At 40.5% G+C, this 15,392-nt stretch carries 17 protein-coding genes and 1 riboswitch; of the genes, 10 read left to right on the top strand and 7 right to left on the bottom strand.

Translation table 11 applies throughout. From position 1 onward, the window contains the following. Window positions 1–30 precede the first annotated feature (30 nt). Entirely contained in the window at window positions 31–1,047 is a 1,017-nt protein-coding gene (gene hemH, locus AWW73_RS10450) for a ferrochelatase (protein ID WP_062849601.1), read from the top strand. 23 nt (window positions 1,048–1,070) lie between these two features. Next, complete coding sequence (locus tag AWW73_RS10445) at window positions 1,071–1,715, top strand: MBL fold metallo-hydrolase (protein ID WP_016144207.1); 645 nt, start codon at window positions 1,071–1,073, stop codon at window positions 1,713–1,715. Here AWW73_RS10445 and AWW73_RS10440 read toward each other — a convergent pair. Beyond that, window positions 1,712–1,906: a DNA gyrase inhibitor YacG gene (locus AWW73_RS10440; RefSeq protein WP_016144208.1), complete on the bottom strand. Its 195-nt coding sequence runs from the start codon at window positions 1,904–1,906 to the stop codon at window positions 1,712–1,714. The two genes, AWW73_RS10445 and AWW73_RS10440, sit on opposite strands and share 4 nt — an antisense overlap. 87 nt (window positions 1,907–1,993) lie before the next feature. Between AWW73_RS10440 and AWW73_RS10435 the strand changes: the two genes are divergently transcribed. The 4 genes from AWW73_RS10435 (at window position 1,994) to crcB (ending at window position 4,933) form a co-directional block, all read left to right on the top strand. Continuing rightward, window positions 1,994–2,632, top strand: coding sequence for a class I SAM-dependent methyltransferase (locus AWW73_RS10435; RefSeq protein ID WP_081409578.1), 639 nt, complete (start codon window positions 1,994–1,996; stop codon window positions 2,630–2,632). Then, entirely contained in the window at window positions 2,622–3,827 is a 1,206-nt protein-coding gene (locus AWW73_RS10430) for a TIGR03862 family flavoprotein (RefSeq protein WP_062849599.1), read from the top strand. The genes AWW73_RS10435 and AWW73_RS10430 overlap by 11 nt, the downstream gene beginning before the upstream one ends. 78 nt (window positions 3,828–3,905) lie before the next feature. Next, window positions 3,906–4,316: a GFA family protein gene (locus AWW73_RS10425; RefSeq protein WP_062849598.1), complete on the top strand. Its 411-nt coding sequence runs from the start codon at window positions 3,906–3,908 to the stop codon at window positions 4,314–4,316. 45 nt (window positions 4,317–4,361) lie between these two features. Continuing rightward, window positions 4,362–4,428, top strand: a riboswitch (Fluoride riboswitch). Between the two features lie 124 nt (window positions 4,429–4,552). Next, a complete protein-coding gene (gene crcB, locus AWW73_RS10420; RefSeq protein ID WP_004794914.1) occupies window positions 4,553–4,933 on the top strand; it encodes a fluoride efflux transporter CrcB in 381 nt (126 codons plus the stop codon). Between the two features lie 464 nt (window positions 4,934–5,397). On the opposite strand, the gene AWW73_RS10415 is transcribed toward crcB, so the two are convergent. From AWW73_RS10415 to AWW73_RS10405, 3 genes are all read right to left on the bottom strand, one after another. Continuing rightward, window positions 5,398–5,733: a HopJ type III effector protein gene (locus AWW73_RS10415; RefSeq protein ID WP_062849597.1), complete on the bottom strand. Its 336-nt coding sequence runs from the start codon at window positions 5,731–5,733 to the stop codon at window positions 5,398–5,400. Window positions 5,734–5,984: 251 nt separating this feature from the next. Further along, window positions 5,985–6,239, bottom strand: a complete 255-nt coding sequence (locus AWW73_RS10410; RefSeq protein WP_062849596.1) for a type B 50S ribosomal protein L31 — start codon at window positions 6,237–6,239, stop codon at window positions 5,985–5,987. Between the two features lie 102 nt (window positions 6,240–6,341). Continuing rightward, window positions 6,342–7,640, bottom strand: a complete 1,299-nt coding sequence (locus AWW73_RS10405; protein WP_062849595.1) for an ABC1 kinase family protein — start codon at window positions 7,638–7,640, stop codon at window positions 6,342–6,344. 256 nt (window positions 7,641–7,896) lie between these two features. Here AWW73_RS10405 and AWW73_RS10400 point away from each other — a divergent pair, with 256 nt between their 5' ends. Together AWW73_RS10400 and AWW73_RS10395 are read left to right on the top strand one after the other, a co-directional pair. Then, window positions 7,897–9,144, top strand: coding sequence for an SfnB family sulfur acquisition oxidoreductase (locus tag AWW73_RS10400; protein ID WP_062849594.1), 1,248 nt, complete (start codon window positions 7,897–7,899; stop codon window positions 9,142–9,144). A gap of 32 nt (window positions 9,145–9,176) precedes the next feature. Beyond that, window positions 9,177–10,427: an acyl-CoA dehydrogenase family protein gene (locus AWW73_RS10395; protein WP_062849593.1), complete on the top strand. Its 1,251-nt coding sequence runs from the start codon at window positions 9,177–9,179 to the stop codon at window positions 10,425–10,427. A gap of 32 nt (window positions 10,428–10,459) precedes the next feature. Here AWW73_RS10395 and abeM read toward each other — a convergent pair whose 3' ends face one another. Both abeM and AWW73_RS10385 read right to left on the bottom strand, forming a co-directional pair. Continuing rightward, window positions 10,460–11,806, bottom strand: coding sequence for a multidrug efflux MATE transporter AbeM (abeM, locus tag AWW73_RS10390; protein ID WP_061874210.1), 1,347 nt, complete (start codon window positions 11,804–11,806; stop codon window positions 10,460–10,462). 33 nt (window positions 11,807–11,839) lie between these two features. After that, on the bottom strand, window positions 11,840–12,301 hold the full coding sequence (locus AWW73_RS10385) for a DMT family transporter (protein WP_016144218.1): 462 nt from the start codon (window positions 12,299–12,301) through the stop codon (window positions 11,840–11,842). Between the two features lie 116 nt (window positions 12,302–12,417). Between AWW73_RS10385 and hemW the strand changes: the two genes are divergently transcribed. Continuing rightward, complete coding sequence (gene hemW, locus AWW73_RS10380; protein WP_016144219.1) at window positions 12,418–13,572, top strand: radical SAM family heme chaperone HemW; 1,155 nt, start codon at window positions 12,418–12,420, stop codon at window positions 13,570–13,572. Between the two features lie 46 nt (window positions 13,573–13,618). On the opposite strand, the gene AWW73_RS10375 is transcribed toward hemW, so the two are convergent. Next, complete coding sequence (locus AWW73_RS10375; protein WP_062849592.1) at window positions 13,619–14,374, bottom strand: SDR family oxidoreductase; 756 nt, start codon at window positions 14,372–14,374, stop codon at window positions 13,619–13,621. Window positions 14,375–14,486: 112 nt separating this feature from the next. Here AWW73_RS10375 and AWW73_RS10370 point away from each other — a divergent pair, with 112 nt between their 5' ends. Further along, on the top strand, window positions 14,487–15,383 hold the full coding sequence (locus tag AWW73_RS10370; RefSeq protein ID WP_061874213.1) for a LysR family transcriptional regulator: 897 nt from the start codon (window positions 14,487–14,489) through the stop codon (window positions 15,381–15,383). The last annotated feature ends 9 nt before the right edge of the window (window positions 15,384–15,392 follow it).

The raw sequence follows: 15,392 nt of genomic DNA, 5'->3' as shown, positions 1-15,392 counted from the left end.
GTCATAAGATGAACTGAAAGGCATTTACACATGTCGTTTGAACAAAAACCGAAAGTTACTGTCATTTTAGCGAATTTAGGTACACCGGATAAGGCCACTGTGCCTGCGGTGCGCCGTTTTTTAAAGCAGTTTTTATCTGATTCACGCGTGATTGAAATACCAAAATTTATTTGGTGGATTATTTTAAATCTGTTTGTTTTACCTTTTCGACCGAAAAGAGTAGCGCATGCCTATGCTTCGGTATGGTCAAAAGACTCACCGATGCGTGAAATTGTGTTTGAACAAACCAAACGTGTGCAGGCTTATTTACAGCAAGAAAATAATCAGTTTGATTTAACCGTGATACCAGCAATGACCTATGGCAATCCAGGTATTGATGCAGTGTTAGAAAAACTGGCGTCTAACCCGCAAGAGCATGTCATTCTATTGCCTTTGTTTCCTCAATATTCTGCAACTTCTACAGCGCCGTTATACGATGCGTTTGCGAAGTGGATTCCAGCCCAGCGAAACTTGCCAGGTCTAACAATTATTAAAGACTATTATCAGCATCCAATGTTTATTCAGGCATTGGCAGAAAGTGTTTTAGCCTACCAAGAGCAACATGGAAAACCTGAAAAACTGTTGATGTCATTTCACGGTATTCCACAGCCATATGCTGATAAGGGTGACCCGTATGCAAACCGTTGTCGTATCACAGCAAAGTTAGTCGCTGAAGCCTTACATTTGAAAGATGATGAATGGGCAATTAGCTTCCAGTCACGTTTTGGGAGACAAGAATGGGTGAAACCTTATACAGACCAGCTTCTACAAGATTGGGCGAAGCAAGGGGTTCAGTCCGTTCAGGTTTTAAGCCCAGCTTTTTCTGCTGACTGCTTGGAAACACTTGAAGAACTAGCCATACAAAATGCTGAGTTGTTTCAAGAGGCTGGCGGTGGTAGCTATGCTTACATTCCTGCTTTAAATAGCGATCAAGCTCATATTGATTTGCTTGCAGGGTTAGTTCAGGCTAATCTTGATGCCCTTACTTATACCTTAGCCCACCGTTAATTGCGTTTTAGCCAGAGGTTCTTATGCTGCAAGTCAAAATTGTTCCAGTTACTGCATTTGCCCAAAATTGTTCTCTTGTTTGGGACAGTGAAACCAAAGAAGCAGTTTTGATTGATGCTGGTGGTGATGCTTCAGTTTTGAAAAAAGAAGTTGAAGCCTTAGGTCTAAAGGTGAAGGCTCTTTGGCTCACTCATGGGCATTTAGACCATGCTGGAGCGGTAGGAGAGCTTGCTAAAGAATGGAGCGTTCCAGTTATTGGTCCCCATAAAGAAGATCAGTTCTGGCTAGATATGATTCAGGAAGTTTCAGCACGTTATGGCTTTCCAATTCCACAGCCAGTAAAAGTCGATCAATGGCTTGAAGGCGGTGAAGTGTTAAAACTGGGTGAAGATGAATTTGAGGTGCGTTTTGCGCCGGGTCATACACCAGGGCATGTCATTTTCTATAATAAAAATCATGGCTTGCTTTGGACTGGTGATGTCTTGTTTAAAGGTTCGATTGGCAGAACAGACTTCCCGCGTGGAAACCATGAACAACTCATTGAATCGATTAAACGTGAGTGTTTTAGTTTGCCAGATGATACTCAGTTTATTTCAGGACATGGTCCGATGAGTACCATTGGCTATGAAAAACAATTTAACCCATTTGTCGCGGGCAAAGCGGGTTAATCCTCGTAATCATCTTCATTTTGACTACCCTTGTCATGCTGAGGTGCATCTTGGGTAGGCAGTTTATATTCATCGTTTGCCCACGCCCCTAAATCAATTAATTTACAGCGCTCTGAACAAAACGGACGAAATTCATTACCTTCCCAAACACTTGGTTCACCACAACGTGGGCAGGGGAATGTACGTGGCATAAAGCGATATCCTCAAAGTGAAGAGAAATAGATTAGGCAAAAGTCAGGTGACTTGTTAGACTTATGCCGATTTTTATTTAGTTTGATGTGATTATGCAGATTCGTCAATTTCAAGCACAACGTATGCAAGCGCCTCGCGATTTTACCCCAATTGAAAATACCCCGATTTGTGTAGAAATTGGAGCGGGCAAGGGTAAACATGCTTTGCTATTTAGCGGGCAACAGCCACAGCACACGTTGTATGCAATTGAACGAACCCGAGAAAAATTCTTGGCAATGCAAAAACAGCATGGTCTGGAACCGAGAGATAACTTAATCCCTGTGCATGCAGATGCTTTACCGTGGGTGGTACATGCTTTGTACCCCGCCCAAGTAGAGCATTTCTTTATTCTCTATCCAAATCCAGAACCACATAATCCAGCACAGCGCTGGTTGAATATGCCATTTTTTGAGTTCTTAATCTCACGCTTGCAAACAGGTGGAACCATTACTCTGGCAAGTAATATCCCTGAATATATTGAAGAAGCTGAACAGCAGTTATTAAATGTTTGGAAACTGCCTTATCAAAAAGAAAAAATTGCTCAAACATCTGCACGTACTCATTTTGAAATTAAGTATTTAGAACGTGGAGAACTTTGCCAACAGCTTGTGATCACTAAACCTGAAGGTTACAGCACACGTTTTGATGAGTTTGCCCCATTACAAGGTCAAGTGCATGGCGAATAAGCGGGTTGCCATTATTGGTGCGGGTCCGGCTGGTTTAATGGCAGCTGAGGTGTTGAGCCAATATACTTATGATATTGACGTGTATGAGCAAAAACCTTCAGCGGCACGTAAGTTTCTAATGGCGGGTAAAACGGGGTTAAACATCTCGCATGCTGAACCTTTAGCGCAGTTTATTGAGCGCTATGACCATACAGAATGGCTCAAACCGTGGGTTGAAAAATGGGATGCAGGCTGGATTCAGAACTGGATGAAAAATCTGGGAATAGAATCCTACGTTGGCACCTCAGGTCGCATTTTTCCTGTCGAAATGAAAGCGGCTCCTCTATTACGTGCTTGGCTAAAACGTTTGGCAGAACAGCAAGTTAAATTCTTTTATCGTCATCGTTGTATTAATTTACAAGGTACAACAGTAACTTTAGAAAGTCAGAATAATCAAAGCAGCGAGACTTTTACCCAGCAATACGATGCAGTGATATTGGCATGTGGGGCGGTGTCGTGGTCACAATTGGGTAGTGATGGCGCTTGGCAACAATGGATAGATCAATCCAATATTGAACCTTTTCAAGCGAGTAATGCCGGGGTATTGCACGCTTGGTCTACTTTTATGGAAAGCTGTTTTGGTGAACCTTTAAAGCGTATCAATGCGTGGGTTGAGCCTAGCCAAGTTACACATGGCGATATTGTGATTACTCACTATGGGTTAGAAAGTGGTGTTATTTATAAACTGGGACGTGTCTTACGAGAACAGCGAAAACAAGGAAAAAGCTTAAATCTGTTTTTAGATCTATTGCCTGATGTAGAGCTTTCACAGTTAATTAAAAAATTGCAGGCTAGCAAAAAACAATCGCTCACTAATATCTGGCGTAAAGCTGGCTTAGATACAGCTAAGATTAACTTAGTCAGAGAAGTGGTTGATAAAGCACTATGGAACCAACCCAATGTTATGGCTCAGCAAATCAAAGCTCTTCAAATCAACTTAGAAGGTTTTAGACCTATTGAGGAAGCGATTAGCTGTGCTGGTGGTGTTAAGCAAAATGCATTAACTGAAAACTTAGAGTTTAAACAAACCTCAGGGGTATTTTGCTGTGGCGAAATGCTGGATTGGGATGCTCCTACAGGCGGATATTTGCTTACAGCATGCTTTGCTACAGGGCGAGCGGCTGGTGAAGGCGTACATTCATTCCTAGAGAAATAACGGCTTGATTTGGTGCTATGTTTGATATGTGAAAAGTGGTAATTTTGAACAATCAATAAAAATAGGATTTACGAGATCATGTCTCAAGCATCACCAGTCTATCAGGGAAGTTGTTTATGTCAGGGTATTCGCTACGAGATTAAAGGCGATATCGGAGATATTATTCAATGTCACTGTCAACGCTGCCGAAAATCCAATGGAACAGCATTTGCCACGAATGCTCCTGTTAAAAGTACAGATTTTAAAATTACCCAAGGTGAAGACCTAGTCAAAAAATTTGCGGTGAATGGTGTGTACCGTTGGTTCTGTAGCGAATGTGGTTCACCGCTTATTAGCTCGCGTGATGCGCAGCCTGAACTGTATCGTTTAAGAATTGGGACGCTTGATACACCGCTCGATCAAAAGCCGACAATGCATATTTTTGCTGCTTCTAAGGCAGAGTGGGAATGTATTCAGGATGATTTACCGCAATATGATGAACGCCCATGATTTTAAAAAGTATGTTTTAATCAAATTTTAGATGATTTAATATACTTAAAACGGGGAGATGGCATTCCTCCTCTGAAAAACCGCCGGATTGGCTAATGATGCCTACGTTACCCTCATGTATTTATATCGCTGGGTACGTAGGTTATTGCGTACTCTGCTTATTTTTGGAGTACGCCATGTCATATTTCTCTTCATTATTTTTTGCTCTTTTAGCGTCTATCTAAAGGGGTGGTCTTATGTATTACTCTCTACTTTCAATTGCTTTAGGTTCGGTTCTAGGGGCATGGCTGCGTTGGTTTTTAGGTTTAAAACTCAATCCAATCTACCCACAAATTCCACTCGGTACTGTCACTGTTAATTTAGTCGGTGGCTTTATTATTGGTTTTGCGATTGCCTATTTTGCCCAAAGTGATTTAAGTCCGAATTATAAGCTCTTTGTGATTACTGGTTTTTGTGGTGCTTTAACTACCTTTTCAACGTTCTCCATTGAGATTGTGACTTTATTACAAAGTGGCAAATTGGGAATGGCGATGTTGGGGATTTCTATTCATTTGATTGGATCGTTAATTTTTACGTGTTTGGGATTGGCGACTTATTATTGGGTGGCGGGGCATTGAGTTTTTATATTTAAGAATTGAGTATGATTTCAAGTTGTGAGAGCTCATCGAAGTTGAATGTTGAGTAGGATTTTTACGACGGAGTCTTACGGTTGAATTATCTAATGGGAGCAGCTAATTAAGTTACTTTGGTTTTGCCCAAAGTAATCAAAGGCATCTGTCATTCGCAGAACCTGTTCACTGAATCCATTTATCTTATGCTTTGCAAAAACGATCTTTTATTGACACCACGCAGGCTGCGAATGACGTTATCGCGTATCAAATGTAAGGGGCTAATAAAATAATTAAGAAAAATAAGGCATTTACTATCGTGACAGACGGCATGGATGCCGTCGTTTCGCTGTGCTACATGGATGTAGCATCAGCGGAACAAAGGGTTTTGTCACTTTTGCCCTCAAAAGTGAGGCATTGCCTATTAACAGGCTTTAGAAAATCTCATAATTTGAGGCTGTGCTAAAAAATGATTAAGCTTTTTCAGCCAAAGCCTGACCTTTAAACTTCACACCATCCCAACCATTTTGCATAAACTGACGAATATTTTGATGATCAGTTCCCTCAGGGGTCGCCAATACAGATGCGTAGTGCTCTGCAAATAAACTTAAAGTTTGTGCTTGGTCTAAACCTTGTAACTTGGCAAAAGAGAAAACTTTTGCACTGCCTTGATTTTCAGTAGCAGCGTTATATTGTGCACCATTTTGAAAAGCCGTTGGAGTATGTTGGTAACGCGCTTCAATATGAGCTAAAACGTCTGAAAATTTTGCTGTGCCTGCTTGTAATTGGGCAAGTAACTCTTGTGCCATTATCTTAAATTTCCTATCAAATGAGGTTTTAAGCATAGCATCGAATAGCAGCTTTGAAAGCTTGGCAATTATAAAAATTGAGGAGTTATTGAAAAAAATCAGAAAAGTTTTTAGACAACTTGTGGATAAGTTCTCTTTTATACACAACATAAAAAGATCGTAAAAATACACATAAAAAAAGAAGCCTAAGTGGAGGAGATAGTCTTAGGCTTCCAATGTTTTAAGTGTATTGGTCAAATCTTAACGCAAGATTAACTCTTACGGTTAAAGCGAGCAAAGCGTTTATTAAAGCTTGCTACACGGCCTTCATTACTTGCTTGACGTACTTCACCTGTGTAGAAAGGATGTGATGCACTTGAAATATCAAGAGTTACATAAGGGTAAACCTTCCCTTGATATTCTTTGGTTTGTTTAGACTGAAGAGTACTACCAATTAAGAAGTACGCGTCTGCATTGGTGTCATGAAATAACACTTGTTGATAAGCAGGATGAATATCTTTACGCATGAGAGATTGTCCTAAATTATTTTTGATTAAAGAAATGTTATAACATAACAGTTGAAAAGTCAATGTAACCCCCTAGAAGGCTACATTGAACAGTAAATTAAGTTAGTTAGAAGGAGGAATAAGCTCTTCAAATAAATCGTTCAGATTGTCATGAACTTTTAAGTGAATCAGGTTCCAGTAATGTCCTGAAATGGTTCTGTTGACCATTAAAGTATCTGGAGATGGTTTAAATACATCCCAATACTTCAAAGATTTTTTCACAAGTAACATGCCATCATGGTGCGATGAGTTCTCGGCAAAATCATAAGTGGTTGTAAGCGGGCGTAATAATACTTCAATCCAGAGTTTATATAGATCACTCGGGAATTTGCCTTTTTCAGCAAGTGAATGTAGTTCAAATAATTCTGTTTCAATCAAATCGATATTTTCATGGCGAGCTGCATTTACTAAGCGTTTAAAGTGCTGCACGATTTCATTTGAAAGCGTTTTAACACTACCATAGTCGTAAATAATGACACTGCCATCTTGGCGAAAGGCAAAGTTACCCGGATGCGGGTCACAGTGAAAACGTTTTAAAAAGAACATTTCCTGACCTAAAGCGCGAATCAAGCGGCGTCCAATCGTATTTCGAATTTCAATAGGCCAAGCACTGGCAGTTTCAATGCTGTCACCTTGTTCGAGACTTAAGGTTAAAATACGTCTTGAAGAGTAATCTTTGTAAACGGTCGGGATGATAATTTTGTCATCTAATTGGCTATGAAATGTTTTGAAAACCTCAAGGTTTTGAGCTTCGATTTCATAGTTAAGTTCTGCTGACAGACTATCTTGAATCTCTGCAAAAAGCTGATCTTGTAGTTTTTTATCAATTTTAAGTACGCCCATTAAACGAAGTGCTAACCGAACTTGTTTTAAGTCACTTTCACAGGCTTCATCAACACCTGGATATTGAACCTTAACCACAACTTGCTCACCGCTAGGCAGGACAGCTTTGTGAACTTGTCCAATTGAAGCAGCTGCAAAAGGTTCGCTATCAAAAGATTTAAAGGCAACATTCAACGGTTTCCCAAGCTCTCGTTCAACTTGTTGCTGAATTGCAGCAAAGGGCATGGCTGGGGCTTGGCGTTGTAGTTTTGAAATTGCTTTGGCAACTTCAGGTGGGAAAATATCTTTATATTGCGATGCAATTTGACCGACTTTCATCACGGCACCTTTCATTTCGCCTAAGGTGTCGGCAATTTGCAACCCAATATCCTGAAATAGCTTGGTTTTTGAAGCCAACTTTTGTTCTTCGTCTGCGTTCAAGTTTCGAATCGAGTTAGAAACGGTTTTCGTTGCAATGCTCGCGGTCATTCCTGCAAGTTTCATAAATCTTTTGCCAGGTGAACTTGCATTCTTTGCCATATCTTCGATACCTCATTGACTACAACATAATATTGCCTAGTTTTGATCATAGGTGACAAAACTTAAAAAGCCTATAAGAAATTGTTTATCTCATGTAAGAAAATTTTCGAAAAACAAAATGTTATTTTTATAGTAAAAAATATGAAAAGCTTGTGAAAATCTATTTCATAAACAAAGCTTTAATATCTATAAAGTGTCTGTTTTTTTGGTGCTAATGTGAATGGCAGGTTAAATAAAAATAGAGATAACAAAAGTTATGACAAGTTTAAGTTCAGCCCATGGGCGGTCTCAGGCGGTTCCTTTATCTGTGTTTGAGCAGTCAAAAGATGCGCATATTATTCGTTCTGATGAAGAAGCAATTGAGCTTGCCAAAAAACTTGCTCAAGAGTTTGCACACGAAGCATCCGATCGAGACAGAGAGCGCCGTTTACCCCTAAATGAAATTCAACAGTTCTCACAAAGTGGTTTATGGGCTATTACGGTTCCCAAGCAATTTGGTGGTGCACAAGTTAAATATCGAACCTTGGCTGAGGTCATCAAAACAATTGCAAGTGTTGATCCATCTCTTGCACAGCTTCCCCAAAATCATTTGGCTTTTATTGAACATTTACGTCTTGATGCGAAACCTGAACAACAACAGTTCTTCTTTAATTTGGTGCTAAGAGGAATTCGTTTTGGTAATGCCTTTTCAGAAAAACATAGCAAAACGGTGGCTGACCTCACTACCACATTAAAAAAGACCGAGCACGGTTATGAAATTAATGGCAAGAAGTTTTTTGCAACAGGTGCATTGCTTGCGCATTGGGTTCCCATTGTCGCTGTAAATGAGCAGGGGCAGCCTTATGCGGCACTAGTTCCTCGGGAAACTTCAGGGGTGAATATTATTAATGACTGGTCTGGTTTTGGGCAACGAACCACGGCTAGTGGTACGGTAGAGTTAAATCAAGTTCCAGTACGTGAAGAATATCTAATTCCGATTTATCAGGCTTTCGAACGTCCTACTCCAGCAGGTGCAATTTCACAATTTATTCAAGCTGCTGTCGATGCAGGTATTGCACGTGGCGCAATTGAAGAAACAATTCACTATGTCAAAAATCATAGCCGCGCGTGGGTCGATTCAGGTTTGGAAAAAGCGAGTGATGACCCTTACACAATTGCAAATATTGGTGATTTAAAAATAAAACTGCGTGCAGCAGAAGCGGTATTAGATTTGGCTGGAGATGCGATTGATCAAGCGATTGCCGACACGACAGAACAGCATGTAAACCAAGCGACATTATTAGTTGCTGAAGCAAAAGTACTCACTACGGAAGTTGCGATTTTAGCAGCGAATAAGCTTTTTGAATTGTCGGGAACACGATCGACCTTGTCAGAGCTTAATTTGGACCGCCATTGGCGTAATGCTCGCACTCACACCTTGCATGATCCGGTGCGCTGGAAATATCACATTGTCGGTAATTATTATCTCAATGGCATCCATCCGCCCCGTCATGCATGGAGTTAAATTGAAGAAAAAATAAGATTAGGAGAATAAAGATGACGATTACCCAAATTGAATTAGAAGAACTGTCGGTAGGCGCTGATTATGAAAAGGTAGCGAGTAGATTTCGTCCAGTTTTTGAAAAAATTGCTCAAGGTGCAATTCAACGAGAAAAAGAACGAATCTTACCTTTTGAACCGATTCAGTGGTTAAAAGAACTCAAATTAGGTGCGGTACGTGTACCTGTTAAATATGGTGGAGATGGGGTGTCATTACCGCAACTTTTCCAGCTTTTAGCAGAGCTAGCACAAGCAGACTCGAATATTGTGCAAGCTTTGCGTGGACACTTCGCTTTTGTTGAAGACCGTTTAGTTGCTCATAAAGAGCATTCACAGGAGGTTTGGTTTCAACGCTTTGTACAAGGTGATTTGGTCGGGAACGCATGGACCGAAGTTGGAAATGTACAGATCGGTGACGTCGTTACACGAGTAACCAAAGATGCTTCGGGCAACTTGGTGGTGAATGGTGAAAAGTATTATTCAACTGGAAGTATCTTTGCAGACTGGATCGATTTATTTGCTTACGATGAAGTGAATGACCGCCACGTAATTGCTGCTATTTATCGTCATGAATCGGGCGTGAGTGTAATTGATGATTGGGATGGCTTTGGTCAAAAGACAACGGGCAGTGGTACTTTAAAAGTGCATCAGGTTCATTTGCCAGCTTCGCATCTTATTCCATTTGACCAGCGTTTTAAATATCAAACTGCTTTTTATCAGGTCGTCCATCTTGCAACCCTAACAGGGATTGCGCATGCCGCGGTCGAAACTTTTAGCCAAGAAATACGTGAGCGAAAGCGTATTTTTAGTCATGGTAATGGTGACCTTGTTCGTCACGACCCACAAGTTTTACAGGTGGTAGGTAAAGCCTCTGCTCAAGCCTATGCAAGTTTAGCAATTACGATTAAAACAGCAGAAGCATTACAGAAAGCTTACGAAAGTCACTTTAGTGAGTTAGAGGTGAAAGAACATCAGTTTAATGTAGATGCAGAGCTTGAGTCGGCACAAGGGCAGGTGGTAATTTCTAATTTGGTACTCGATTTAACCAGCCAGTTATTTAATGCTTTAGGTGCATCGGCAAGTAGTCAGGTCAAACAACTCGACCGTTTCTGGCGTAATGCTCGGACTGTGTCTTCACATAATCCGCTTATTTACAAAGAAAAAGTGATTGGAGATTGGGAAGTAAACCGTACCGATTTACCTTTTGTCTGGCAAATTGGAGCAAGCCCGCGAGCTAAGTCTGCATAAAATAAAAAAGCCGATATTTATCGGCTTTTTTATTAGGTTTGACTTAAACGTTTGGTATTTAAATAAAGCCGTGAGAGCAATAAAACACAAGCAATGCTTAAACCAATAATTAAACCTAGCCACACGCCAGCTACACCCCAATGGGTATAACGTGCTAAATAAAGTCCGATAGGGAAAGCAATCACCCAATACGCCATAAGCGTAATCCACATCGGTGCTTGAGTATCTTGCATGCCTCTTAAACAGCCTGCCGCGCTGACTTGTAATGCATCCATCAACTGATAACCCATGGCAAACCAGAGCAAATACATGGCAACAGGAACAACATCTATATCTTGAGTATAAACCGAGACAATTTGTTCACGACCTAAGGCAATAAAAGACATGGTCAATAAAGCAAAAAATATTGCTGTGCTCAGACCAATCTTTTGCACTTGGTACATGGAAGCCCAGTTCTTTTCACCATAATAGGTTCCCACTCGAATGGTTAAGGCAATCGCAAGTGAAAGCGGAATCATAAACAGCACTGAAGTCACTGAAATTGCGACTTGATGCGCTGCAATAAATACTTCACCCAATGGGCTAAGCACCAATGCACCTGTGCTAAAAATACTCACCTCAAAGAACACGGCTAAACCGATTGGTAGGCCAAGCTGTAAAATTCTTTTTACCCAACCCAGGTTAATTTTATCGAATCTGCTAAAAATAGACGTGTTTCGGTAAGCCGAGGCTTTATAAATATAGCCTGCTAATGTAATCAGCATGAGCCATTGTAAAATGGAGGTTGCAAAACCACAGCCTGCGCTACCTAATGCAGGTATTGGCCCCAATCCATGCATAAAAATCATGTTAAGAGGAATCAATACAACTAAAGCTAATAGGCTAATAGCTGTTACAGGGCGTGGATGACCTAAGGCCTCCGAATAACCGCGTAGAGCTGCGTACATGGTTACAGCTGGCATGCCTAAACCAATCGCATGTAAGAATAAACTTGCTTTAGGCTGTAAGCTTTCAGGAACACCGAACACATGCAAGAAAAATGGCATGAGCTGCAAAATGAGCATAGCCATTACGCCTAAAATGATGGCGACCCATAAGGATTGGCGAACAATAACAGGAATTTGTTCTGTATTTCTTGCGCCCTTTGCTTCAGCGACCAATGGTGTGGTTGCAATCATAATGCCACTGAACAGGAGCATGACTGGAATCCATAAACCGACCCCTACAGCAATTGCAGCTAAATCAGTTGCAGATAAATGCCCAGCCATAATAGTGTCAATTAACCCAAATCCTGCTTGAGCAAACTGGGTAATTAAAATCGGTAGCATTAAGTGGAAGAGTTGTTTTAATTCAGACCGAAAAGATGTGACATTCGACACAAAAGGTACTCTTTTTAAATTATAAAAATGAAGCTAACGTTGCAAGGTGAGTATCACACCGACAAAGATGATGACTCCACCAAGAAACCGTTGCCATGTAACAGGAGTCTTTTCTGTACCTAACCAGCCAAAATGATCAAGTAGCATAGAAATAACAATTTGCCCAAAAACGACTAGTCCTGTAAAGGTTAAAAAACCAAGCTTAGGTGCAGTATAAATGCTCATGCTAATTGCATAAACCCCTAGGAATCCTCCTGTCCAAAGAAGCCATGGAATATTGGATATTTCACTTAAAGAGGGTTTCTCGGCACTTTGAAAGAAAACCATAACTGCTAAAACAATAGTACCTATGAAAAATGATAATAAAGCTGCCTGCAAGGGTGAGTGTAGTTGCTCGCGCAGTTGTGCATTAATAGCAGTTTGAAAAGCCATGGCAACACCGATTCCCATAGCTAGAGGTAAGATCAGGAAAAGTTGACTAGAGAATTTCATCATTTTTATCAATATTTAAGTATGTTTAAAAACAGTCTAAAGCAATTAAGGTATGTTTTCATAAGCCCATTGATGCAGTCATGTTAAAATAGAAATATTGTGTAAATTGGACCTGCTCCTTGGCCGTATTAAACCCTGCTTCTATTCCTCTATCTTTATATATTCATATGCCTTGGTGCGTGCGTAAATGTCCATATTGCGACTTTAACTCGCACGCTGTACCAGATGGAGCACTTTCGTCAGAGCTTGAGCAAACCTATTTAAAAGCATTGGTGGCTGACTTTGAAACTCAAGTCGATATGGCACAGGGACGTTCAATTCACAGTGTATTTATTGGTGGTGGAACGCCTTCACTCATTTCTGCAAAAGGTTATGCATGGCTCTTTGATCAGCTTAAGTCATTGCTCAAATTTGAAGATGGATGTGAAATCACACTAGAGGCAAACCCTGGAACACTAGAACATGACCTGTTTGCAGGCTATTTAGAAGCAGGTATTAATCGTTTGTCGATTGGTGTGCAGACTTTTAATACAGAGCACTTGCAAAAGCTTGGACGTATTCATTCAGCCAACAATGCTATGGATGCAATTGGGCAGGCACGACAAGCAGGCTTTAAGCGAGTGAATGTCGATTTAATGCATGGCCTACCTGAGCAAACGCTAGAACAAGCGCTTTATGATTTAAAGGTTGCTGTAGAGCATGGTGCGAGCCATATCAGTTGGTATCAACTTACTATCGAGCCGAACACGGTGTTCTTTCGTACTCAACCTGTTTTGCCTCAAGACGAAGTGCTAGAAGACATTCAAGAGCAGGGTGAGGCTTATCTAAAAGCCAATGGTTTTGTAAACTATGAAGTATCGGCTTGGCGTAAAGAGCAGCCTTCAGCCCATAATTTAAATTATTGGGAATTTGGTGATTACCTTGCGATTGGTGCAGGGGCACATGGCAAAGTGACACAACCAGATGGGGTGTACCGTTTCCAAAAGACTCGTTTGCCAAAAGACTATTTGGCTAAGGTTCCAGCCGAACATTTGCAAATGAAAAAGATTGAGGTAGAAGAGTTACCTTTTGAATTTATGATGAATGCTTTGCGTCTAAATGATGGTGTAAAAGCCGAGTTATATGAGCAGCGTACAGGCTTAAGCTTAGATCACTTAAATGAGGTACTCACTTCATTGCGAGCTAGAGGGTTATTGGTAGATGATCATTCTCGTTTAGCTTGTACAGAGCAGGGGCATATTTTCTTAAACTCGGTACTAGAAGAGTTCTTGTAAAGAAACAAGCTAAAAAGCCGCACGATGAGATGCGGCTTTTTTGACTTTAGCGGGTGGTGTAGCCGCCATTTGCAAAAATCGTCTGACCGGTAATCCACCAACCTTCGGTTACTAAAAAGCGAACTAGAGGTTCAATATCTTCAATTTTAGTGAGTCCCCCTAAAGCTGAAGCTGATTTATGGTAAGCGACCGCTTCGGCAGACTCCTGGCCATAAAAGAATGGTGTGTCCATTGGACCTGGTGCAACAGCAGTCACGGAAATCTGACGATCACCAAATTCTTTTGATGCAGCACGGGTGTAATGCTCAACAGGTGCTTTTAAACCCTCATAGGTTGAATAGAGTCCAGTGTAGGCTGCTAGAAGGGAAGTCACGATTGAGCAGATCTTGCCGCCGTTATTTAGGTGACGACCCGCTGATTGAATAAAGAAATAGGCAATTTTTGAGTTGATATCGCTCATGCTATCAAACTCTTGTTCGGTGGTTTCTAAAAATGATTTTTTTAAAACCTTTCCAACTGTATTGATCGCAATATCTATTCCACCAAAATGTTGTTTAGTGTCTAAGAAGAGTTTTTCGATATTATCAATATCCGTTAAGTCTGCTTGAATTAAAACAGCATCTACACCGAATGCTCTTACATCTGCGAGCGTCTGTTCAGCATCTGCTTGAGTTTCAGTGCTATTGTAGTGAATCGCGATTTTTGCGCCTTGTTCTGCAAATTTACGGCTAATCAGTCCACCTAAGTTTTTTGCGCCGCCTGTAATCAGTACAACTTTATCTTTTAAGGTATGAGTTGCCATGATGGTTGTTCCTATGATGACTTGTTTTAATGTGTTTTTAGTCTAGATTGGCGGTAATTTTTGATCAATTATGCTAGTTTGGTTTAACTATTCATAGAATACGAACAATTAAATGGATCGGTTGCAGCAATTTTTTATTTTTACAGAAGTCGCTAAACGACAAAGCTTTAGTGAAGTGGCAAATCAGCTTGATTTACCTCGTTCGACAGTGACGAGTGCAATTCAACAATTGGAAACTCACTATGGGGTACGTTTATTCCATCGAACTACGCGTAAAGTCAGCCTTACCCAAGATGGACAACGAATATTACCCGAATGCCAAAATCTATTATTTGATTATGAACAGCTCGAACAGCTTATACAGGCACAAAAGCAGCATTATCGTGGCACGCTAAAAATTTCAATGCCCAGCCGAATCGTACACCAAGTGATTATTCCTGAACTTCCCGATTTTTATAGGCGCTATCCGGATATCCATTTACAACTTCATAGTTCTGATGACATTACTGATTTAATTGAGAAAGGAATTGATTGTGTTGTTCGGGTAGGGCAGTTAGATAACAGTAGTTTAATTGCGAAGTTTGTTGGTAACTTGATTATGGTGAATTGTGCAAGTGCTGACTATTTAGAACAGTATGGCATCCCTGAACAATTAGCAGATCTATCTCAGCATAAATTGATTAATTACACAGGTCCCGTTGGTGAGAAACAAGGGGGATTCTTCTATCAAAATGGAGCTGTGATGATGGATAGTGCTTTAAGTGTAAATAATACCGAAGCCTATATTGCAGCGGCCAGTGCAGGTTTGGGGATTATTCAACTACCTTACTTCGATGTACAAGATAAAATTGAGCAAGGAACTTTAGTTGAAGTATTAAGCACTTATACGTCCCCATCTCTTCCACTCAATATTTTGTATCCAAACCGAAGTTATATTCCTAAGCGTTTGGAAATCTTTATGGAATGGGTTAAAGATGTTCTATATAAGAAATGCATCGTCATCTTTTAGTCATAAAAC

Source organism: Acinetobacter lactucae (assembly GCF_001605885.1).
Taxonomy (GTDB): domain Bacteria; phylum Pseudomonadota; class Gammaproteobacteria; order Pseudomonadales; family Moraxellaceae; genus Acinetobacter; species Acinetobacter lactucae.
Note: the sequence above shows the minus strand (reverse complement) of the source record. Positions and strands in the feature narration are given on the sequence as shown.